The organism is Mycetocola sp. Y444, assembly GCF_059445295.1.
In genome coordinates, this window is sequence record NZ_JCAIUB010000002.1 from 913,620 (window position 1) to 935,170 (window position 21,551).

General features: G+C 66.4%; 16 protein-coding genes. 11 read left to right on the forward strand and 5 right to left on the reverse strand.

All coding sequences use genetic code 11. From position 1 onward, the window contains the following. Positions 1–47: 47 nt before the first annotated feature. Positions 48–236 carry a hypothetical protein gene (locus AC1C2M_RS10955; RefSeq protein WP_483405778.1) on the forward strand — a complete coding sequence of 63 codons (189 nt, stop codon included), beginning with the start codon at positions 48–50 and terminating at the stop codon, positions 234–236. Here the strand turns inward: AC1C2M_RS10955 and AC1C2M_RS10960 are convergent. Beyond that, positions 233–3,943 carry a DUF3376 domain-containing protein gene (locus tag AC1C2M_RS10960; RefSeq protein WP_495436404.1) on the reverse strand — a complete coding sequence of 1,237 codons (3,711 nt, stop codon included), beginning with the start codon at positions 3,941–3,943 and terminating at the stop codon, positions 233–235. The genes AC1C2M_RS10955 and AC1C2M_RS10960 overlap by 4 nt on opposite strands. A gap of 436 nt (positions 3,944–4,379) precedes the next feature. Here AC1C2M_RS10960 and AC1C2M_RS10965 point away from each other — a divergent pair, with 436 nt between their 5' ends. Then, entirely contained in the window at positions 4,380–6,683 is a 2,304-nt protein-coding gene (locus AC1C2M_RS10965; protein ID WP_483405780.1) for a polyribonucleotide nucleotidyltransferase, read from the forward strand. Positions 6,684–6,944: 261 nt separating this feature from the next. On the opposite strand, the gene AC1C2M_RS10970 is transcribed toward AC1C2M_RS10965, so the two are convergent. Then, positions 6,945–7,415: an Lrp/AsnC family transcriptional regulator gene (locus AC1C2M_RS10970; RefSeq protein ID WP_495436405.1), complete on the reverse strand. Its 471-nt coding sequence runs from the start codon at positions 7,413–7,415 to the stop codon at positions 6,945–6,947. Positions 7,416–7,621: 206 nt separating this feature from the next. On the opposite strand from AC1C2M_RS10970, the gene pdhA reads away from it, so the two are divergent. From pdhA to AC1C2M_RS10990, 4 genes are all read left to right on the forward strand, one after another. Further along, positions 7,622–8,767: a pyruvate dehydrogenase (acetyl-transferring) E1 component subunit alpha gene (pdhA, locus tag AC1C2M_RS10975; RefSeq protein WP_495436512.1), complete on the forward strand. Its 1,146-nt coding sequence runs from the start codon at positions 7,622–7,624 to the stop codon at positions 8,765–8,767. Further along, positions 8,764–9,777 (forward strand): alpha-ketoacid dehydrogenase subunit beta, encoded by a 1,014-nt coding sequence (locus tag AC1C2M_RS10980; protein ID WP_495436407.1) that lies wholly within the window; start codon positions 8,764–8,766, stop codon positions 9,775–9,777. Before pdhA ends, AC1C2M_RS10980 begins: the two co-directional genes overlap by 4 nt. Next, positions 9,774–11,345 carry a dihydrolipoamide acetyltransferase family protein gene (locus AC1C2M_RS10985; RefSeq protein ID WP_495436409.1) on the forward strand — a complete coding sequence of 524 codons (1,572 nt, stop codon included), beginning with the start codon at positions 9,774–9,776 and terminating at the stop codon, positions 11,343–11,345. The genes AC1C2M_RS10980 and AC1C2M_RS10985 overlap by 4 nt, the downstream gene beginning before the upstream one ends. A 201-nt stretch (positions 11,346–11,546) precedes the next feature. Continuing rightward, positions 11,547–13,193, forward strand: coding sequence for an ABC-F family ATP-binding cassette domain-containing protein (locus tag AC1C2M_RS10990; RefSeq protein WP_495436410.1), 1,647 nt, complete (start codon positions 11,547–11,549; stop codon positions 13,191–13,193). A gap of 22 nt (positions 13,194–13,215) precedes the next feature. On the opposite strand, the gene AC1C2M_RS10995 is transcribed toward AC1C2M_RS10990, so the two are convergent. From AC1C2M_RS10995 to AC1C2M_RS11005, 3 genes are all read right to left on the reverse strand, one after another. Then, positions 13,216–13,596 carry a hypothetical protein gene (locus AC1C2M_RS10995; protein ID WP_495436412.1) on the reverse strand — a complete coding sequence of 127 codons (381 nt, stop codon included), beginning with the start codon at positions 13,594–13,596 and terminating at the stop codon, positions 13,216–13,218. Positions 13,597–13,610: 14 nt separating this feature from the next. Then, entirely contained in the window at positions 13,611–14,321 is a 711-nt protein-coding gene (locus tag AC1C2M_RS11000) for a DUF6584 family protein (protein ID WP_495436413.1), read from the reverse strand. Positions 14,322–14,593: 272 nt separating this feature from the next. Continuing rightward, complete coding sequence (locus AC1C2M_RS11005) at positions 14,594–15,220, reverse strand: SACE_7040 family transcriptional regulator (RefSeq protein ID WP_483405791.1); 627 nt, start codon at positions 15,218–15,220, stop codon at positions 14,594–14,596. A gap of 131 nt (positions 15,221–15,351) precedes the next feature. Here AC1C2M_RS11005 and AC1C2M_RS11010 point away from each other — a divergent pair, with 131 nt between their 5' ends. The 5 genes from AC1C2M_RS11010 to AC1C2M_RS11030 are packed head-to-tail and all read left to right on the forward strand — an operon-like array spanning position 15,352 to position 21,523. Next, positions 15,352–16,965 carry a carboxyl transferase domain-containing protein gene (locus AC1C2M_RS11010; RefSeq protein ID WP_495436414.1) on the forward strand — a complete coding sequence of 538 codons (1,614 nt, stop codon included), beginning with the start codon at positions 15,352–15,354 and terminating at the stop codon, positions 16,963–16,965. A gap of 4 nt (positions 16,966–16,969) precedes the next feature. After that, entirely contained in the window at positions 16,970–19,036 is a 2,067-nt protein-coding gene (locus AC1C2M_RS11015; RefSeq protein WP_495436415.1) for an acetyl/propionyl/methylcrotonyl-CoA carboxylase subunit alpha, read from the forward strand. After that, on the forward strand, positions 19,033–20,199 hold the full coding sequence (locus tag AC1C2M_RS11020) for an acyl-CoA dehydrogenase family protein (protein ID WP_495436417.1): 1,167 nt from the start codon (positions 19,033–19,035) through the stop codon (positions 20,197–20,199). Before AC1C2M_RS11015 ends, AC1C2M_RS11020 begins: the two co-directional genes overlap by 4 nt. Before the next feature lie 8 nt (positions 20,200–20,207). Continuing rightward, positions 20,208–20,708, forward strand: a complete 501-nt coding sequence (locus AC1C2M_RS11025; protein WP_495436419.1) for a MaoC family dehydratase — start codon at positions 20,208–20,210, stop codon at positions 20,706–20,708. Continuing rightward, entirely contained in the window at positions 20,705–21,523 is an 819-nt protein-coding gene (locus AC1C2M_RS11030) for an HpcH/HpaI aldolase/citrate lyase family protein (RefSeq protein ID WP_495433009.1), read from the forward strand. The genes AC1C2M_RS11025 and AC1C2M_RS11030 overlap by 4 nt, the downstream gene beginning before the upstream one ends. Positions 21,524–21,551: the final 28 nt, after the last annotated feature.

Consider the following 21,551-nt stretch of genomic DNA (forward strand, 5'->3'; position numbering starts at 1 on the left):
GGAGTACTCGTTCGCAGTTGACGACGATCGTGTGGTCAACTTGAGCCATGAAGACCAGCACAAAGAACCTCCTGATCGGCATCGTCGTCGTCATTCTCGCTGTCGTCGTTGCATCGTGGATCGTCAACATCGCGCTTGCCTTCCTCGCCGCCGCGATCAAGTTCGCCCTGATCGCCCTCGTCGCCGTAGTGCTGCTCATCGTTGTCGGCGCCTGGTGGGCCCGCACCCGCGACTAATCGCGCAAGGCGTCCGGGATGACGGCCGCTTTCCAGGCGTCGCTTCTGCCCTCCGGGATCTCGGGCAGCCACCACACGAGCTGACCCCAGACAAAGACCATCACGATTACCGTGACAGCGACGTGAAGCGGCGTCGCATTCGTGCCGGGCAACAGCATCGAGACCACGACGACCGCCGCGGCTGCCGCACCCGCGACCGCTGACACGGTCACCGTGTTGAGCAGCCAGGTGCGCCGGAGCTGCACCCTGACCGGCAGCCACCCGACCGTCAGCAGGAGAGCGACGCTGAAGCCGGCCAGTGCTACACCGACAACAATCACCAAATCGGATGCCGGGAGCCCGAAAATGCCGCCGGTTCCGCTGGCGCCGGCACTGACGTCGGCGACGAACCCGGGCAGCGCGAGCACGAGAGCAATCCAGGCGGCGTAACCAACGGCGCAGGCGCCGAAGGTGAGGGCGGGCGTGCCCCTGTCACTCGGCGATCTTGCGAGGTGCAGTGCCAGTGCGGCAAGGATCACCGCGGCGTAGGCGAGGATCCAGAACGACGCGCCGAGGCCGTTGCCGGCCAGCCGCAACGCCGCGATCCCCAGGGTTGTGCACGACCCGGCCGCGCACGTCGCCGCCTGCCAGGTGGCAGCCGTGCGCAGCGTGTGTGCCGTCGCCAGCGCACGCGCCGGCCAGCTGGCGGGCGCCCGCTCTCTGGCAGCCGCGCCCTCTCTGGTATTCGGGCTCGGTGGGGCATCCGCTTTCCGGGCCCCATCCGCTTTCTCGATGGCACCGATGAGGTGTCGCCAACGGTGCACGGCGACTCCGAGTCCGGCGACCAGTGCAACGAATATTGCCGCGAGGATGAGGGCTCCCGCCAGTACCGTCCCGGCACCGGGCGCGCTCATGGTGACCGGGGTTGACGATGCTGACAGAACGATGGTTGCGCCGAGAATCAGCACAGCGACTCCCGCCCTGACCGGTGTGGCAACGAGCGGCACGAAGACGACCAGCGGACGCAGGAGCGTGAGGAGCAGTCGCCCGGGCGTCGACGTTGATCCCGAGATCGCCCGGGATGTCACACGGATGCTGCGGGACAGCACGGCGAGAAGGTACCCAGGCGAGAGATCCCCGAGCGTGTTTCCGCCGCGGGTGAACGCGGAACGGAGCTGGTGTGGTGGCGCTGTTTCGCCCGGGTCCGCCGGAAAAGGTCGGTCAGGGCTCGCCGCCGCGTCCGCCAGCACACTGGACTGCACGGCGTCGATCGATGGCGGTGCGGTTCTCCTTCTGCCCGCCTGTTCGAGCGGCGGATAGGAATCGACGAAGCGGGTCATGCCCGCAGCGGCATCCAGTCGTCCCCACCACCAGTCATTCGCGCGCCATCCCCTCGCGAGGAACCCGCCGAAGTTGACGGCGGCGATGCCGGCGAGCTTGTCTCGCGACGTGAGAGGTGTGCCGAACAGGCGAGCGAGGACGTCCTGGTCGATGTCGCTGGTCGGGCGTGAAAGTGCTGTGCGTGTTGCTGTCCGCATCTTGCGCTCGAGCAAGGCCGTGTAGTCGCCAGGCCTGGCCGCTGGTTCATCCCCGGTGATCCGCCAGAACGCCAGCGCGGAGATGGGTTCGGGGATCCCCACCGCCGCGAGGAACGGGGCAAGGTCGAGTGCTGTGAAGTCCGGTCGGCGCATCGGAATCCCGCTCCAGGGCACATGTGCCCACACCCGGGCGGTGTGCGTGCTGGTGGTTGAATCGGCGTTGCTGCTGCGAGTACCGGTCTCGCCATGGCCGGGCGACGCGGTGCGGAGCGCGTCGAGGCACTCATCGAGGACGGCCCAGTGCCTCGCAACGGCACCGACGGCGGCGGAGTTCTCGCGAATCCATGCCGCAAGAACTGTGTCGGCCAGCCGGGCGGGCGACGATGCCGCGTCGAGTCGCTCGGCGTCGTCGAGCACGGCGCGAAGGCACAGGTCCCGCGCGTCGGTTGCCCGTGCGAGGACCTCGTAGACCCTGAGCCGGATGTCGGCGACCGCATCACTGGTCGCCACGACGCTTTCGAGCGCCCGCACCCAGTTGAGCAGCGACAGCGTCGCATCCAGCAGCGCCTGTGGTCCGACGACGACAGCGCGGAAGAACTCCCCAGCCTCGGATTCGCCGGACAGATCTTCGAAGACGCGCTTGAAAAGGTGATCCAGTCCGCGACGTTCCTCGGCTGATCGCGCACGCCAGTCGGACCGCGTCGGCAGGTTGGTGCCGAGCTGCCACAGCGAGGGATCGGCGAGCACAAGCGTGATCCGCTGCAGATCCGCCGCCGCCCGGTACCGGATGTAGGCGCGTTGCACCTCCACCCGGTCGTAGTCGTCAACGGCCGCTGCGGAGAAAACGGCGAAGGACTCGCTCCGTCCCTCCGATTGTTTGAGGGCGAGGCGGAACCGCTCGACTTCGTCTTCCTCCTCCGGCCCTGACTCCCTCATCACCTGTCGTCTCAGCGCCGCGACGATGACGGAGAGGAACTGGGACTGGCTGTCAGCCAGCCGCTCGAGCACCCGGTGGGGTCCGGCGGGCGCCGAGCCAGCATCCGCCCGCCCGTAGTGGGTCGGTCGCACCGAGGCGAGCGGCTCGGTCGGGGGACTCGGGTCGAGGTACAGCAGCGCCCGGGTGGCATTGACCCTCGAGGCCATACCGCGGACCGCCCGAAACGCCCGATCAATCGGAACGTTATCGAGCACGCCACCGTCGACGACGCGAAACGGATGTGACCAGTCGTCCCGGTGTGCGTGGAACGCGAAGGTCATATCGATGCTCTCCACCTCCGGGACCCACGGGCCGTTGAGGGGTAGGCGCGTCGACTTCGAGAAGATGAGCGCAGGCTCGAACGCGCCCGGAAACGATGACGTCGTGCGCGCGGCGTAGGCGAGTCGAGCCAGGTCGGCTGCCGGCACCGGCCCGTCGCCGGAGGGAATCGCGCGGCCATACTCTGACGCCGAACCGTCATCACTGCCGACGAAGTGGAAATGACCGTTGGCGTCCTCAGTTGGCCGCGCGGCGGCATCCGTGTTGTCGATGAGCGTTGCCGAGAGATCAACGGCCATGCGGGTTGCACGGTGGAACGGATGATTGTCGGTGCCGGCATAGAGACGGTGAAGGACGCCCTTAAGTTCGGGCCAGAAGTATCCGTCACCGCGCAGGATGGAATCGACGCGCTCGAACCCGGGCGGGCGCAGGAGCCGCCAGACACTTCCTATGTCGCGCCAGACCGGCAAAAGCGCATCGACATCGGCACCCGCGCGCTGCGCTGTGGCGTACATCACGGCGTTGAGGCCACCGGCACTCGCACCGGCCAGGACGTCGAACTCGATGGCGTCGAACCCGCGCGAGTGCAGGAGTCGTGCGTAGGTCACGACGCGGTCGAGCCACACGGCGTCCAGCGTGATGCTTGATAGTGCCCCCATCCCGCCCAGTGACGGGGGCACGATCACGGCGTACGTCGACCCGCCGGCATCCGTGCGGATGCGGATGCGACGCCACAGGTCCATCTCTGCTGTCGCACCACCGATCCAGACCGCGAGACTCACTCCGCCGCGCATGGCCAGGGCGGCACGCAGAATTCGCGAGTGACGGGGCTGGAGCGCCTCGAACTCGCTGACGCTGATCCGGCGGGGAGTGAGGCGCTCGCCGGGGTCGAGCGCGACCGCCATCAAGGTCGCCGGTTGCGCGCTGGTACCCATGTGCCATCCTTGCCGCGAGAGTGATGCGAGTCACCGTACTCTCGCGTCGATGCCTCTCGGTAGTGGCTCGATCGGAGGCTCCGGACGACGGTGGAGGCATCCGTCTGGCCACCGAGCTGTCGGCCGTTCATCCAATGGACACGCGGGATGAGCAACTTCCCAGCGCACAAAAGGGGCCCTCTGCTAGGCTGGACACGGCTCGATAGCAATATCGGGCCCACATCAACGGAGCAGGCCGGCAGGAAGCTGGTCCTCGGTGGTGAATTTCTCTCACGTCGGTCTTCCCGACGTTCCTCCCTTCGGTGTATCGGCGGTAGTGAGAGCGGTTTTCTACTGGAGATCAGCCAGACCACACGGTCTGAGAATTTACTGCCTGTTCCTGCTCCTCGCAGAGCGTGCGCCCACACGGGGCAGCGCTAAACGTAAGGAGAGACCTATGGAAGGTCCAGAAATCAAGTTCGCCGAGGCAGTCCTCGACAACGGCAAGTTCGGAAAGCGCACAGTCCGCTTCGAAGCAGGACGTCTTGCACAGCAGGCACAGGGTGCCATTGCTGCATACCTCGATGAAGAAACCATGCTTCTCTCGGCCACCAGCGCCGGAAAGCACCCCAAAGACCAGTTCGACTTCTTCCCCCTCACGGTGGACGTTGAAGAGCGCAGCTACGCTGCAGGCAAGATCCCCGGCTCGTTCTTCCGTCGCGAAGGACGTCCGTCCACCGAGGCCATCCTCGTTTGCCGCCTGATCGACCGTCCGCTCCGTCCGTCATTCGTGACCGGCCTGCGCAACGAAGTCCAGATCGTCATCACCGTCCTGAGCATCGCTCCCGACGAGTTCTACGACGCCCTGGCGATCAACGCAGCATCGATGTCGACGCAGATCTCGGGACTTCCGTTCTCGGGCCCGATCGCCGGCATCCGTCTCGCCCTCATCAACGGCCAGTGGGTCGCATTCCCGAAGGCATCGCAGCTCGCTGACGCCGTCTTCGACCTCACCGTCGCCGGCCGCCTCGTCACAGACGAGAACGGCAACGAAGACATCGCCATCATGATGGTCGAAGCAGAAGCAACCGAAGGTGCATGGGGCCTCATCCAGGCCGGCGCCCGCAAGCCGAACGAAGAGGTCGTCGCCGAGGGCCTCGACGCCGCGAAGCCGTTCCTCCTTCAGCTGGTCAAGGCTCAGTCCGAGCTCGCCGCACAGGCTGCCAAGGAAGTTCGCGAGTACCCGGTCTTCCTCCCGTACACCGACGAGACCCTCGCCGCTGTCTCCGAACTGGCCAAGACCGAGCTCACCTCGATCTACCAGATCGCCGACAAGCAGGAGCGTCAGAACGCTGACGACGAGCTCAAGGACCGCGTCAAGGCTGCCATCGCCGCCAAGGTCGAAGCAGGCGAACTGCCCGCAGACGCCAACAACCAGGTGTCGGCCGCGTACAAGTCCGTCACCAAGGACATCGTCCGCAGCCGCATCCTCACCGAGGGTGTCCGTATGGACGGCCGTGGTCTTGCAGACATCCGTCCGCTCGACGCCGAGGTTCAGGTCATTCCTCGCGTTCACGGTTCGGCGATCTTCCAGCGCGGAGAGACCCAGATCCTGGGTGTCACCACGCTGAACATGCTCAAGATGGAGCAGCAGATCGACTCACTGAGCCCGATCACGAAGAAGCGCTACCTGCACCACTACAACTTCCCGCCGTACTCCACCGGTGAGACCGGCCGCGTCGGTTCGCCGAAGCGTCGCGAGATCGGGCACGGCTTCCTCGCCGAGCGCGCACTCGTTCCGGTTCTTCCGAGCCGCGAGGAATTCCCGTACGCCATCCGTCAGGTGTCTGAGGCTCTCAGCTCCAACGGTTCGACGTCGATGGGTTCCGTTTGCGCCTCGACCCTGTCGCTGCTCAACGCCGGTGTGCCGCTGCGCGCCCCGGTTGCCGGTATCGCCATGGGCCTCGTCTCCGACGAGGTTGACGGTCAGACCCGCTACGCGGCTCTCACCGACATCCTCGGTGCAGAAGACGCACTCGGCGACATGGACTTCAAGGTTGCCGGTACTTCTGAGTTCGTCACGGCGATCCAGCTCGACACCAAGCTCGACGGCATCCCCGCCTCCGTGCTCAAGGCCGCGCTGACCCAGGCCAAGGAGGCTCGCACCACGATCCTCTCCGTCCTGAACGCCGCGATCGACGCTCCGGATGAAATGGCACCGACCGCGCCTCGCGTGATCAGCGTCAACATCCCCGTCGACAAGATCGGTGAGCTGATCGGCCCCAAGGGCAAGACGATCAACGCCATCCAGGACGAGACCGGCGCAGACATCTCGATCGAAGAAGACGGCACCGTGTACATCGGCGCTGTCGACGGACCGTCGGCTGAGGCAGCTCGTGCCCAGGTCAACGCGATCGCCAACCCGACCAACCCTGAGGTTGGCGAGCAGTTCCTCGGAACCGTCGTGAAGATCGCCACATTCGGCGCCTTCGTCTCGCTGCTCCCGGGCAAGGACGGCCTGCTGCACATCTCTGAGGTGCGCAAGCTCGCCGGTGGCAAGCGTGTTGAGAACGTCGAAGACGTCCTCGGCGTCGGACAGAAGATCCTCGTTCAGATCACGAAGATCGACGACCGCGGCAAGCTCTCGCTTGAGCCGGTTGTCGCCGAAGAGTCTGAGCGTGTTCACTCCGAAGAGCCCGCTGAAGGTGGCGACACCGCGCAGGCTCCTCGCGTTCACGCCGAGCAGCCCGCTGAAGGCTAAGCAGCTCTCTTCTGAATAACGGATGCCCCGCCTCGAGAAATCGAGGCGGGGCATCCGTTCGTTAACGTGGCATTGCTCGGCCGCAAACGGCTGTTCGCTGGCTTTGCTCGGCCAGAAATGGTTGTTCGCCGCGGTGCTCGGCCAGAAAGGGTTGCGTTTTTGGCTTGGAAGCAGCCAAATGTGTCCTAGCGGCGATGGGAGAGCTGCGATTGGCAGCGAGCAGCGCCCGGCGAGCGGGCGACGCGCGCGCACGGTGAGGGCTTAGTCCCGTTGCGTGCGCTCGAGCAGGGGAGCGGCCCGGAACGGGATCAGCTCGCCCATCGCAAGCGAGGTCTCGGCGCGGTCGACCCCGTCGCACGCGAGGATGAGGCTCGACACGCGGAACAGGTCATCGGCATCGGTGGCAACGACCCGCACGAGGAGGTCGCTCGGCCCGCTCAGCCCGTGCGCCTGGATGATCTCCGGGATCTTCGAGAGCTGTTCGACGATCGCCCCGAGCTTCTGCTGCTGCAGATGGACCGAGATGAACGCCGACAACGGGTACCCGAGCGCGACCGGGTTGATCCGTCGCTCGAACGAACCGAGCACATCGGTCGAGTCGATGGCACTCAACCGCGCCTGCACGGTGTTGCGTGACAACCCGAGTTTCTCGGCGAGGGCAACGATCGACGATCGCGGATCTTCAGCGAGCGCCAGGAGAAGGCGAGTGTCTGTGCGGTCGAGCTTGTGCATAGTGCCAGAGACTAGCAGCCCCTGTTTCGATCTCACCGGGCAGAATGCGCAATCGGAACGACGACGGTTGTGCCCATTGACGGCCCGGCGTACCGTCGCACGTACATCTGGCAACGGCGCCGGATGCTGAATTGCTGCGATCCAGCGGTTCAGTACACGAAAGAAAGTGGCGTGTAACTGTGTCCACCACCCATGAAGGCACACGAATTCACGAGGCGCACGACGAGTACGGTGTGCACCTCGGTTCCCTCGAAGATGTCGTCCAGCTCGTTCGGCCGGACGGCACACGCGTCAGCAACCCGGGTTTCGATCCGTGGGTCGACGACGTCTCCACAGAACAGCTCATCGACCTGTACGAAGACATGGTCGTCGTCCGGCGCATCGACACGGAAGCCACAGCGCTTCAGCGGCAGGGTGAGATCGGACTCTGGCCACCGCTGCTCGGCCAGGAAGCCGCGCAAATCGGCTCGGCCCGTGCGCTGCGAAGCGACGACTTCGTGTTCTCGAGCTATCGAGAGAACGGCGTCGCCTACTGCCGCGGCGTCGACTTCACCGACCTGATGCGGGTCTGGCGCGGCAGCGCGGCATCCGGCTGGAATCCGTACGAGGTCGGCATGGCCACACCGGCCGTCATCATCGGCGCACAGACTCTCCACGCCACGGGGTACGCGCTCGGCTGCAAACACGACGGCGTCGACTCGGTCACGATCGCCTACTTCGGCGACGGCGCAACGAGCCAGGGTGACGTCAACGAGGCTCTCGTCTTCGCGGCGAGTTTCTCGGCCCCGGTCGTCTTCTTCTGCCAGAACAACCAGTGGGCGATCTCCGAACCGGTGGGGCTGCAATCGCAGCGCCACATCTCGGACCGTGCACCGGGCTTTGGCATCCCGAGCATGCGTATTGACGGCAATGACGTGCTCGCCGTGATGGCCGCGACGCGCATCGCTCTCGATCGGGCGCGGTCCGGCGGCGGACCCACCTTCATCGAGGCGGTCACCTACCGGATGGGTCCGCACACCACGAGCGATGACCCCACCCGATACCGTCCGGCGGGCGAACTCGACGAGTGGCGCGCAAAGGACCCGATCACGCGCATCGCCGCCCTCCTCGACGCGCGCGGCGCGTTCACGGAAGAGCTGCGGTCGAGAGTGGATGGAAGATCGGATGCCGTGGCCAGCGAACTGCGGGCGGCGTGCCTCTCGATCCCCAAGCCAGATCCGCTCACCGTTTTCGATCACGTCTTCGCCGAGCCGCACTCGGGCCTTGAGCGGCAGAAGAGCCAGTACGCCGCGTACCTCGCGTCGTTCGGAAGCAGCGATGCCGACGGCGACGCCGAAAGGAGCGAGTCATGAGCCAGATGACGATGGCCGGTGCGCTCAACGACGGACTCCGTCGCTCGCTCGCCCGCGACGACAAGGTGGTGCTCCTGGGAGAAGACATCGGCAAGCTCGGCGGAGTCTTCCGCATCACGGACAAGCTGCAGGGGGAGTTCGGTCCTCGTCGCGTGATCGACACCCCGCTGGCCGAGGCCGGCATCATTGGCACGGCGGTCGGCCTCGCCATCCGCGGGTATCGCCCGGTCTGCGAGATCCAGTTCGACGGCTTCATCTACCCGGGTTTCGACCAGATCGTCGCCCAGATTGCCAAGCTGCACTACCGAACCAGGGGCAACGTGAGAATGCCCATCACCATCCGTGTGCCCTTCGGTGGCGGCATCGGCGCTGTCGAACACCACTCCGAGTCACCCGAGGCGTACTTCGCGCACACGGCAGGGCTCCGGGTGGTGTCGTGTTCGAACCCGCAGGACGCCCACACGATGATCCAGCAGGCCATTGCCAGCGACGACCCCGTGCTGTTCTTCGAACCCAAGCGCCGGTACTGGCAGAAGGGCGACGTCGACACCGAGCTCGGAGCAGAGGCGGCGCCGCTCGGCCAGGCTCGGGTCGTGCGGCCGGGAACCGACGTCACACTGGTGGCGTACGGCCCGCTCGTGCGGACGGCGCTGGATGCCGCTGCTGCGGCGGGAGACGACGGTGTGGCAGTTGAAGTCATCGATCTCCGCTCACTCTCGCCGGTGGACTTCGCGACGGTGGAGGCATCCGTTCGCAAAACCGGCCGACTGGTGATCACCCACGAGGCCGCGCAATCCGGCGGGATGGGCGCAGAGATCGCGGCGTCGATCACCGAGCGCTGCTTTGACTGGCTCGAGGCTGCGCCGGCGAGGGTCACCGGGTTTGACACGCCATACCCGCCGGCCTCGCTCGAGGACGCGTTCCTGCCCGACCTCGACCGGATTCTCGACGCCGTTGACCGCGTGCTCGGCCGTCGAAATTCCCTGACGGGCTGGAAGGCAACAGCATGAGCATCGTGAACTTCGCCCTGCCCGATCTGGGTGAGGGACTCACCGAGAGTGAGATCGTCTCGTGGCGGGTTGCGGTCGGTGACACGGTGACGCTCAACCAGGTCATCGCCGAGGTCGAGACAGCCAAGGCACTTGTCGAACTGCCGTCTCCCTTCGCCGGCACGGTGTCGCAACTGTTCGCCGACGAGGGCACGACGGTCAACGTCGGTGAGCCGATCGTGGCGTTCGAGGTCACGGTCGGGCTGGGGGTCGACGCACCAACGGATGTGCCCACTGACGGAGCACCGCATGACGTCGACGCCGAGACGGGAGCGGGTGAACCGGATGCCGGTAGTCAGCGGGTGCGGACGGCAGCCGGTGATGCTGGTGCGGACGCTGCGGCTGGTGTTGCTGACGCAGCCGTGAGTGCCGCACGGGTGCAGAGTTCGCGGGGGAGCGGAGAGCGGGAACCGGTGCTCGTCGGGTACGGCCCGCGGGTCGAGCGGGGCGACCGGCCCCAGCGGCGTGCACGCGCGTGGGGAGCGGACCAGGGCGGTGCCGGTGGAAGCGCCTTGGCCGACGACGTACGCAGCGACGAGGGGCTCGACGCAGGCAGCACGGTCGTGGCGGAGGAGCCAGCGACGTCGGAGGCCGAGCGCCCCCGCTCGACACCGCCCGTTCGGAAGCTCGCTCGAGATCTGGGCATCAACCTCGCAACGGTCACGGGCACCGGGGAGATCGGGCTCATCACGCGGGAGGACATTGAGCGGGCCGCCGGCCGCGTGACGGCATCCGTTACTGCGCCGCAGGAAAACGCACGCGAGGACGTCGCCGAGGGCGCTGACGTCGACGGAGGGGATCTCGCGCCGAGCGTGGAGCGTGGGCGTCGAGCGGATGTCAGGGTTCCGATTCGAGGCGTTCGAAAGGCGACCGCCCAGGCGATGGTGCGGTCCGCGTTTACGGCGCCGCACGTCACGGAGTTCCTCACGATCGACGTGACCGCCGGTATGGACCTCGTGCGGTCGCTCGCGGACACTCCGGAGTTCCGGGGCAAACGCCTGTCGATCCTCACCCTCGCGGCGAAAGCGGTCATCCTGGCGGCTGCCCGGACTCCCGAAGTGAATTCCCGGTGGGATGAAGACGCGCAGGAGATCATGCAGCTCGGCGCTGTGCATCTCGGTATCGCTGCCGCCACCGGGCGTGGGCTCATCGTGCCAAACATCAAGGACGCGGACGCCCTGAGTCTCGCCGGGCTGCGTGACGCGCTCGACGCGCTCATCGAGAGCGCTCGGGCCGGGTCAACCAGCCCGCAGAGCCTCGCCGGCGGAACCATCACCATCACCAATGTCGGCGTGTTCGGTGTCGATGCCGGCACGCCGATCCTCAACCCGGGTGAGGCGGCGATCCTGGCCATCGGGGCGGTGCGGCGGATGCCATGGGAATACCGGGGCGAGATCGCGCTGCGCGAGGTCATGACGTTGAGCCTGTCGTTCGACCATCGTCTGGTGGATGGGGAGCAGGGGTCGAGGTTCCTCGTCGATGTCGGCAACATCCTCAGCAACCCGGGGATCGTTCTGACGATGGTGTGAGGCGCCGGAGTGCCGGTGACGCCGACGCACATTGGTTGCGATCGGAGCGATCCCGTGCGAAGATTTCTACTTCTGTTCCCTCACGATAGGTAATTGCTGTGGACATCTTCGGTTCCGCGCCGCTTCCCGCGCGCTGACAACCGTCGATTCGCCACACCAGGCTCCGGTATTCAGCGCGACCGCTGACTACCCCGGAGTCCCATGTTTTCGCACAGCAACTCAACAGTCACACTCACCGATCTCGGCTTCTCCTGGCCCAACGGTGACAGTGCTCTCGCCCACATCTCAGGCACCTTCGGATCGGGGCGCACCGGTCTCGTCGGCGCCAATGGATCGGGCAAATCCACACTCCTCCGCCTCGTGGCTGGGGAACTCACTCCGTCCTCCGGCCGAATCGCCGTCGACGGTGAGGTGGGATACCTGCCCCAGAACCTGACCCTCCGCGTCGAGGCGACGATCGCCGATCTTCTGGGCATTAGCGGAAAGCTCGCGGCACTCAGAGCGATTGAGTCCGGTGATGTGGCGGCCCACCACTTCGATCTGCTCGGTGACGACTGGGACGTCGAAGCCCGGGCACGCGAAGCGCTCGCCGAGATTGGCATGGCAGGCGCCGACCTCGGCAGGAGGGTGGACCGGATCTCGGGCGGTGAGGCAATGCTCGTCGCGACGACGGGACTCAGGCTTCGCCGGACCGCAATCACGCTTCTCGACGAGCCGACGAACAACCTCGATCGGGATGCCCGCACACGCCTGGCGGGGCTGGTTGCGTCGTGGCCCGGCGCCCTCGTTGTCGTGAGTCACGATGTGTCGCTGCTCGAGGGAATGGACGAGACGGCAGAGCTGTACGGGGGAGAGCTCTCGGTGTTCGGTGGGCCGTACAGCGAGTGGCGCGCTCATCGCGAGCAGGAGCAGTCCGCCGCCGTCCAGGCGGTGCGCTCAGCGGGGCAGGCGGTGAAGGTCGAGAAGAAACAACGCATCGAGGCCGAAACGAAGCTCGCGCGACGCGCGCAGATGGGTCAGAAGGCGTTCGAGAACAAGCGGATGCCGAAGATTGTCATGCACGGCCTGCGGTCACAGGCCCAGGTTTCCGCCGCGAAGCTCCGTGCCGGAATGGACCGCGACATCAGGTCTGCGCAGTCGGTGCTGGATGCCGCTGAGGCGCGTGTCCGCGAAGACGAACCCATCCTGCTCGACCTCCCGGATCCGGATGTGCCGGCGTCCCGGAAGATCGCCGAACTGCGCGCCGCGAACCGCACGGTCATCATCCAGGGTCCCGAGAGAATAGCGATCACCGGTCCGAACGGCGTGGGGAAGACCACGATGCTCGACAGTCTGGTTCTCGGCACTGCCCGTGGCCTCGGCAGCGCAGGCGGTTACGCCGGCGTGAATGAACCGGAGGGAGCGGGGGCGATCAGCGCGCGTCGACTCACCGACCGGGTGGGATATCTGCCGCAGCGACTCGACGGGCTCGACGAGAACGCCAGCATGCTCGACAACGTGCAGGCCGCGGCACCGACTGTTGCTCCCGGCATCCTGCGCAAGCGGCTCGCCCGGTTCCTGCTCCGGGGCGACAGCGTGCACCGCGAGGTGCGCACGCTCTCGGGCGGTGAGCGGTTCAGGGTCTCGCTCGCGCGACTGTTGTTTGCGGATCCGCCTTCGCAGCTTCTGGTACTCGACGAGCCCACGAACAACCTGGACCTGCAGAGTATCGATCAGCTCGTCGATGCGCTCCGAAGTTACCGCGGTGCGGTACTCGTTGTGAGCCACGATGAGGCGTTCCTCGACAGGCTCGACCTCGACGAGACCTGGGAACTCGGCGCGGATGGATCGCTCACGGCGGCCCGGTGACGTCAGTATTCGACAGCGGTTTTCAGTGCTCGTCGGGCTCGTCGGGCTCGTCGGCCTCGCCTCGTCCCGCCCGTCGAACCCGCTGTTCATCGCGGCGAATGAGCACGAGGCCGACCACCCCGACCACGAGAGCCGCGACGAATGCCCACACCAGTGCTGTGCCCAGATTCGCAAAGATCAGGTCACCGAAGATCACGAGCACGGTCGCCAGTGCTGCAATTGCAAGCAGCATTCCGAGAGCGACGTTCACTCGCCTCCGGCTGATCGTCCCGCGTCGAAAAGTGGCAGAGGAGACCCTGTTCAGGTTGGGCACAAGAACCTCGATGGCCGGATTGACCGGATCGGGCGATGGTGGGTTCGCCGGAAGCGCAGTGGGTGGGGGCTCATCATCGTTGCTGGCCATGGGCCCATGGTAAGTCAGGCCGTCGTGAAGGTCAGCACTGCGAGCGTTGCCGCAATAGTCCCGACGATCGTCAGCACGCCGGCACCCAGCCAGCGGTTCTCGACCGCGCACGCCCCGGCCGAGACCCAGGAGGAAACCGCCGCTGGAGCGAGGAAGCATCCGGCGCTGATGCGTGCGACGGTACGGGCATCCGCCAGTTCGAAGAAGGCGACGATGAAGACGGCCACCACCGCGAGTATCCCGCCCACCACGGTCGTGATCCAGCAGAACGCGGCGAGAGGGAAGAGCAGCTCGCCCCAAGGTGACTCCTCGGTCGCGGCGGCCGCTCTGCGTTGCGCCACGTGCGCGGCGAGCGGCCCGTCCACCACTTCCTCGAGATCCGGGTAACTCTCGACAGGCCCAGTGAGCGCCAGGAACTCGACCAGATCGTCGCGCGGGGTGCCGACCGGTGCCAGCAGCCGCGCCAGCCGATCCCGTTCGACCGCGGTCGTCCAGCCCTCGATGGCGATGCCCCAGCGGCCCGCCTGATCCGGGGAATTCATCTCGCGGTACAACTCGGCGAGGGCAAGTCGAAGCGGGGTGGCCTCCGGGTCTGACCGGACGGCAGCCTTGAGCAGCTCGAGTGCCGCGCGTCGTTTGCCCTCGCCCCACAGCGTGCGCGCCCGGTCCACCTTCTGTGTTACCTCGCCAGGCGCGGGGTTGGAGGCAGGGGGCTGCTGCGGCATGGGCCCATCAAAGCAGAGAGGTGGGCGCCGCGGCGTCACCCCGTTCGGGAGGATCCCGTTGTGTGGCTGTGGGTGTGACGTGTTTCGCTGCGGGGACAGAAACGGCTGCGAATTTCGGCGATGTGCGACCGTTCTTGGCCGAGCAGCGTGCCGAGCAGCCGTTTCTGGCCGAGCGGCGGATGCGGGCAGCCATTTCTGGCCGAGCAAGCGTGAACTCAACGCCGTACGAGAGGCAGGGAGGGCAGCGTCGACTCGGGTCGCAGCGGCACCGCTCAGGAGAGCGCGGCGAACGCCATCCGCTCGAGGATGTCACGGAGATCGTTCTGGGGGAGCTGATCACCGCTATACGGGGTCGAGTTCATGAGCCCGAACGCGGCGTGCGCCCTGATCCTCAGGGCCGCCGCGTCTGTTGTGGGCTGCATTCGCTGCAGGATTGCCACCCACAGCTCGACGTACCGGCGCTGGAGGGTTCTCACCGTGCGGCGGTCCTCCTCGGAGAGGCTGTCGAGATCGCGATCCTGGACCCGGATGACATCGGGATTGGCGAGCGCAAATCGCACGTGAAATTCCACGAGAGCGCGAAGCGCGAGCTCTCCGTCCGGCGCCCTCGCCACAACATCCGTTCCACCGGACAGCAGCTCACGGCTCACATCGATGAGGAGCGCAGCGAGAAGCGCCTGCTTGCTCTCGAAGTGCCGGTAGACCGCCGGACCGCTCATGCCGACAGCGGCTCCCAGGTCTTCGATCGATACCCCGTTGAAGCCGCGTTCGGCGAATCGGGAGGCAGCTGCGGCGAGCAGGGCCTGCCGTCGTTGTGCCTTCGCCGCGCTGCGGCCGAGCCTGATGGATCCAGACTCCGTCGTGACTGGGTGATCATCGATGATGGTGTCGTCGGCCATTGCGCCCTCCGTTGGAAGCGATGCTGGACATTTGAGTTAATCCATACTAACGTCGGGGTCAGTTAACGGGGACTAACCGAATGGTGGCGTCCTCTCCGGTACACATTCACTCCGGTACAAGGGAACTGTCAATGCAGACACTGATTTCCGCGGCTTCGCCGTCGAGCGACTCTTTCCTCCGGAACGACGCCGAGCAGCGAACCCTGGTTTCCGACCTGCGGCAGAGGCTCGCCACTGCCGCACTTGGTGGCACCGAAAAGTCCCGCGCACGCCACGTCGGCCGGGGCAAATTACTGCCGCGCGAACGCATCGACGAGCTCCTTGACGACGGCAGCCCGTTCCTCGAGATCGCACCGCTCGCCGCAACGGGAATGTACGACGACCAGAGCCCGGGGGCTGGTGTCATCGCCGGCATCGGCCTGGTCCAGGGCCGCCACGTGCTGGTCATCTCCAACGACGCCACGGTGAAGGGTGGCACCTACTATCCGATGACCGTGAAGAAGCACCTTCGGGCACAGGAAATCGCGCTCGAGAACCGGCTGCCCTGCGTCTACCTCGTCGACTCGGGCGGCGCGTTCCTGCCCATGCAGGACGAGGTCTTCCCCGACCGCGATCACTTCGGCCGGATTTTCTATAACCAGGCCCGGTTGTCCGCGTCGAAGATTCCGCAGATTTCCGCCGTACTCGGATCGTGCACCGCCGGTGGCGCGTATGTGCCCGCCATGAGCGACGAGACGGTCATCGTCCGGAACCAGGGCACCATCTTCCTCGGCGGTCCACCACTCGTGAAGGCCGCCATCGGTGAGATCGTCACCGCCGAGGAACTCGGAGGGGGAGACCTTCACGCGAAAACCTCCGGCGTCGTCGACCACCTCGCCGAGGACGATTCGCACGCCCTCGAGATCGTGCGGGATATCGTCTCAACGCTGCCAACGGCATCCGTGTCGCCCTCGGGGTCTCCGACGAGAGAGAGCCGCGATCCGCTCTACCCGATGGAGGAGCTGTATGGAGTCGTTCCCGCCGACGTCCAGGCGCCCTACGACGTGCGGGAGGTCATCGCTCGGCTGGTCGATGCCAGTGAATTCGTGGAGTTCAAGAAGGAGTTCGGCACGACGCTCGTCACCGGGTTCGCTCGGCTGCACGGGCACTCGGTGGGCATCATCGCCAATAACGGCGTGCTGTTCTCCGAGAGCGCGCAGAAGGGCGCCCACTTCATCGAGCTGTGCGACCAGCGCGGCATCCCGCTGATCTTTCTGCAGAACATTTCAGGGTTCATGGTCGGCCGCGATTACGAGGCTGGTGGCATCGCCAAGCACGGCGCCAAGATGGTGACGGCTGTCGCGACCACGAGGGTGCCCAAACTCACGGTGATCATCGGCGGCTCGTTCGGGGCCGGCAACTACTCGATGTGCGGTCGCGCGTACTCGCCGCGCTTTCTCTGGACCTGGCCGGCGAGCCGGATCTCGGTGATGGGCGGTGCGCAGGCCGCCGGTGTGCTCGCCACGGTCAAGCGCGACCAGCATGACGCGCTGGGCACTGAATGGTCTTCCGATGACGAGGAGCGATTCAAAGCCCCCATCCGTGCCCAGTTCGAGGAGCAGGGCAGCCCCTATTACTCCACCGCCCGCCTGTGGGACGACGGCGTCATCGACCCCGCAGACACCCGAAGGGTTCTTGGCCTCGCCCTCGACGTGTGCGCCCTCGCGCCGTTGCCAGACTCCGCCTTCGGGCTGTTCCGGATGTGACGCCGTGACCGCACTGTTCGATACAGTCCTCGTCGCCAACCGGGGCGAAATCGCGTCGAGGGTGATCCGTACCCTCCGGAGCCTCGGCATCCGCTCCGTCGCCATCTACAGCGACGCCGACCGGACGGCGAAGCACGTGACGGATGCCGACACCGCGGTGCGTATCGGCCCGGCCCCGGCGAGGGAGAGCTACCTCAACATCGAGGCGGTGATCGCCGCGGCGACAGCGACGGGTGCGAACGCGATCCACCCGGGCTATGGCTTCCTCTCCGAGAACGCCGACTTCGCGAGGGCGTGTGCCAAGGCCGGCATTGTCTTCATCGGACCGGGTGTCGACGCCCTCGAGGTGATGGGCGACAAGATCCGGTCCAAGAACCATGTGGCCGCGAGCGGAGTACCCGTGATCCCGGGTGATTCCCGTCCCGGGCTCAGCGATGCGGACCTCAGCGAATCTGCCCAGGGCGTCGGCTATCCGTTGCTGATCAAGCCGAGCGCCGGCGGTGGCGGCAAGGGGATGGAGATCGTCACGACGCCGAGCGAGCTTCCGGGTGCGCTTGCCACAGCCCGCCGTATCGCGGCCGCTGCCTTCGGTGACAACACGCTGTTTCTCGAGCGGCTCATCGCGCAGCCGCGACACATCGAGGTGCAGTTGCTCGCTGACACGCACGGCACAACGATTCACCTCGGCGAGCGCGAGTGCTCGCTGCAGCGCCGCCACCAGAAGGTCATCGAGGAGGCGCCGTCTCCTCTGCTCGACGCTGACACCCGACGACGCATCGGCGAGGCCGCCTGCCGGGTCGCGGAGAGCGTCGGCTATGTCGGGGCCGGCACCGTGGAGTTCCTCGTCTCGGCCGGGGCGCCTGACGAGTTCTACTTCATGGAGATGAACACCCGCCTGCAGGTGGAACACCCGGTCACCGAGGAGGTCACCGGAGTTGACCTCGTTGCGGAGCAGATCCGGATCGCGGCGGGTCACCGGCTTTCGCTTCGCCAGGACGCCGTGACGCTCACGGGGCACGCCATCGAAGCCCGGGTGTACGCCGAGAACCCCGAGCGTGGATTTCTGCCGGCGACGGGCCGGGTCATCGCGCTCGACGAACCGGCCGGTGAGGGCGTTCGCGTGGATTCGGGCATCGCCGTCGGCAGCGAGATCGGCTCCTACTACGACCCCATGCTCGCCAAGGTGATCGCTCGCGGTGCCAACCGCGCCGAAGCCCTCGCCAGACTCGACCGGGCGCTCGCCGAAACGTCGATTCTCGGCGTGCGCACCAACATCGAGTATCTGCGGCTGCTCCTCGCCGAACCGGAGGTGCAACGGGGCGACCTCGACACGTCGCTCATCGACCGCAGGCTGCCCTCGCTGAGCTTCGCCCGTCCCGATGCCGAACTTCTGGTTGCCGCCGCCCTCACCGTTCACGCCGAGCGCTCAGCGCCGTCCGCGGGTGCGGCATGGGGTGTGCTCGACGGGTGGCGGATGACCGAGGCCCGGCCGATCGACTACACCTTCACCATCGAGGAGGGCACGACGGCGACGGTGAGTGTCCTCGCCGCCGGTGACGCGGCATCCGTTCGCATCAACGGGGGCGAACCGCACACCGCGACGCTGCGACAGCTGAAAGACGGGCGGAGCGCGTTGAGCCTGGACTTAGGAGTGCGGATGCTGTCGCTCGCGCGCACAGCGACCGGCGTGTGGGTCGGACGCGACGGGTTCAGCTGGGAACTGCCCCTTCTCTCGCGTGGGCAGCGGCTTGCGTTGCGACTCGCTGCGATTGCGCGGCCCGATGCGGCACGCGCTCCCGAGGTGCGTTCGCCGATGCCCGGCACGGTGATCAGCGTTCCCGTCGCGCCCGGCTCAACGGTCGACGCCGGGGCCACTGTCGTCGTTGTCGAGGCCATGAAGATGGAGCACAAGCTCACGGCGGCCGTCGCCGGGACCGTCTCGATCGCCGTTCAGCCCGGTGACCTCGTGAAGCTCGACCAGGTTGTCGCGACGCTGACTCCGCTGGTGCCCGACGCCGCGCCATCCGACGCGAAACCGAACCATCCGATTGTCGAAGGGGACACCGCATGAACACCGAACTCACCGAGGAGCACCAGCGAATCGTCGACGAGGTGCGCGACTTCGCGACTACCGTCGTCGCTCCCGCCGCGTACGAGTACGACACCGCGCGCCGGCTGCCGATGGAGATCATCGCGCAGATGGGCGAGATGGGGCTGTTCGGGCTGCCGTTTCCCACGGAGCACGGGGGCCAGGGCAAGGATTACCTCTCGCTCTGTCTTGCCGTTGAGCAGCTCGCCCGGGTCGACCAGTCCATCGCCGTCACGCTCGAGGCCGGGGTCGGGCTCGGCGCGATGCCGGTGTACCGCTTCGGCACCGAGGCGCAGAAAGACGAGTTCCTGCCGATGCTCGCCCGCGGTGAGGCGCTCGCCGGATTCGGCCTCACGGAAGCGGAGGCGGGGTCGGATGCCGGCGCAACGCTCACGAACGCCCACGTCGAGAACGGGGAATGGGTGATCAACGGCTCGAAACAGTTCATCACCAACTCGGGCACTCCGATCACCCGGCTGGTCACGATTACGGCGGTCACCGGCGAGAGCACCCGCGCTGACGGCAGCATCAAGAAGGAGCTGTCGACCATCCTGGTTCCGACACCGATCGACGGGTTCACGGTTGAGCCCGCATACGACAAGGTCGGCTGGCACACGTCAGACACCCACCCGCTCACCCTCGAGAACGTCCGGGTGCCGGAGGCCAACCTCCTCGGTGAACGCGGTCGCGGGTACGCCAACTTCCTCACCATCCTCGACGAGGGGCGGGTCGCGTTCGCCGCGCTCTGTACCGGTGCTGCACAGGGCTGCGTCGACGAGGCCGTCGCGTACGCAAAGAGCCGCAACGTCTTCGGGCGCAGCATCGGCTCGAACCAGTACATCGCGTTCAAGATCGCGCGGATGGAGGCACGGGCGATGAGCGCACGGATGGCGTACTACGCTGCGGCGTCGAAGCTCCTCGCCGGCAAGCCGTTCAAGAAGGAAGCATCGATCGCGAAGCTCCTCGGCAGTGAGGCGGCCATGGAGAACGCCAGGGACGCTACCCAGATCTGGGGCGGCTACGGGTTCCTCAACCAGAATGCCGTCGCCAGGCACTACCGTGACTCGAAGATCCTCGAGGTGGGTGAGGGCACCAGTGAGGTGCAGCTCATGATCATCGCCCGTGAGCTCGGCTTCGAAGCGTAGGGGACCCGATGAACGAGAACGAGAACGAGAACGAGCGAACGCCCGTCGAGCAGCGGGGACTCTTCTTCGAGGAGTTCGACACGTCGGCCAGGTACCTCCACAGGCCCGGCCGCACGGTCACCGAGGCTGACAACGTGTTCTTCACGACGATGACGATGAACACCCAGGCGCTGCACCTCGACAGTGCGTGGTCCGAGACCCAGGAGTTCGGGCAGCGGCTCGTCAACTCAATGTTTACCCTCGCGACGATGGTCGGCAGCTCGGTCGCCCAGCTGACCCAGGGGACGCTCGTCGCCAACCTCGGGTTCGACTCGGTTGTCTTCCCACACCCGCTCTATCACGGCGACACCCTGTACTCCGAGACCATCGTCACCCACAAGCGACTGTCAAAGTCGCGGCAGGGCCAGGGCATCGTGACTCTCGAGCACACCGGTCGCAATCAGGACGGCGTGATCGTCGCGACGGCGGTGCGCAACGTGCTCGTGCGCTGCCGGGAGGGCGCCGCGTGACCGGGTTCGAGCTCGGACCGGCCCTGCTGTTCTGCCCGGCAGATCGGCCCGATCGGTTCGAGAAGGCGAGCGCACGTGCGGATGCCGTGATCCTCGATCTTGAGGATGCCGTTGCGCCGCGGGACAAGGAGGGGGCGCGCGCGGCGATTGTGCAGCATCAGCTCGACCCCGAACGCTCGATTGTCCGGGTCAACCCGGCATCGTCCGGCGAGCTGGCGGCGGATCTCTCGGCGCTCGCCGGCACCGATTACCGATGGGTGATGTTGCCGAAGGCCGAGAGCATCGCCGACGTTGCCGCGCTCGGCGACCGGTACCGGGTGATCGCGTTGTGCGAGACCGCTGCTGGCGTGCTCACGGCTCCGGAGATCGCACGGCACGACTCGGTCGAGGCGCTCATGTGGGGAGCGGAGGACCTCGTTGCGTCCCTCGGTGGAACATCGAGCCGGCGAGCCGACGGTTCCTATCGCGACGTCGCCGTGCACGCTCGGTCGCGCGTGCTGCTCGCCGCCGGAGCTGCCGGGAAGGCTGCGATCGACACGGTGCATCTCGACATTGCCGACCTCGATGGCCTGCTCGACGAGGCGACGGATGCCGCTGCGAGCGGCTTCAGTGCGACCGCCTGTATTCACCCCGGCCAGGTGGACTCGATCCGCGCCGGATACCGGCCGGGAGCAGACGCCCTCGAAGCGGCTGTGGCGCTACTCGAGGCTGCGGAAAACGAGCCGGGAGTGTTTACATTCCGGGGTCGGATGGTGGACGAACCGGCGCTTCGGCACGCCAGAATGACCGTCGGTTTAGCCAACAAAAACAGGTGATTTTGACCGTTGTCAGATCGTTATGAAG

What these genes read in the sequence shown, in the direction of transcription:
- AC1C2M_RS10955 (WP_483405778.1), top strand. Translation starts at nt 48, where the DNA reads ATGAAGACCAGCACAAAGAACCTCCTGATCGGCATCGTCGTCGTCATT.
- AC1C2M_RS10960 (WP_495436404.1), bottom strand. Translation starts at nt 3,943, where the DNA reads ATGGGTACCAGCGCGCAACCGGCGACCTTGATGGCGGTCGCGCTCGAC.
- AC1C2M_RS10965 (WP_483405780.1), top strand. Translation starts at nt 4,380, where the DNA reads ATGGAAGGTCCAGAAATCAAGTTCGCCGAGGCAGTCCTCGACAACGGC.
- AC1C2M_RS10970 (WP_495436405.1), bottom strand. Translation starts at nt 7,415, where the DNA reads ATGCACAAGCTCGACCGCACAGACACTCGCCTTCTCCTGGCGCTCGCT.
- AC1C2M_RS10980 (WP_495436407.1), top strand. Translation starts at nt 8,764, where the DNA reads ATGAGCCAGATGACGATGGCCGGTGCGCTCAACGACGGACTCCGTCGC.
- AC1C2M_RS10985 (WP_495436409.1), top strand. Translation starts at nt 9,774, where the DNA reads ATGAGCATCGTGAACTTCGCCCTGCCCGATCTGGGTGAGGGACTCACC.
- AC1C2M_RS10990 (WP_495436410.1), top strand. Translation starts at nt 11,547, where the DNA reads ATGTTTTCGCACAGCAACTCAACAGTCACACTCACCGATCTCGGCTTC.
- AC1C2M_RS10995 (WP_495436412.1), bottom strand. Translation starts at nt 13,596, where the DNA reads ATGGCCAGCAACGATGATGAGCCCCCACCCACTGCGCTTCCGGCGAAC.
- AC1C2M_RS11000 (WP_495436413.1), bottom strand. Translation starts at nt 14,321, where the DNA reads ATGCCGCAGCAGCCCCCTGCCTCCAACCCCGCGCCTGGCGAGGTAACA.
- AC1C2M_RS11005 (WP_483405791.1), bottom strand. Translation starts at nt 15,220, where the DNA reads ATGGCCGACGACACCATCATCGATGATCACCCAGTCACGACGGAGTCT.
- AC1C2M_RS11010 (WP_495436414.1), top strand. Translation starts at nt 15,352, where the DNA reads ATGCAGACACTGATTTCCGCGGCTTCGCCGTCGAGCGACTCTTTCCTC.
- AC1C2M_RS11020 (WP_495436417.1), top strand. Translation starts at nt 19,033, where the DNA reads ATGAACACCGAACTCACCGAGGAGCACCAGCGAATCGTCGACGAGGTG.
- AC1C2M_RS11025 (WP_495436419.1), top strand. Translation starts at nt 20,208, where the DNA reads ATGAACGAGAACGAGAACGAGAACGAGCGAACGCCCGTCGAGCAGCGG.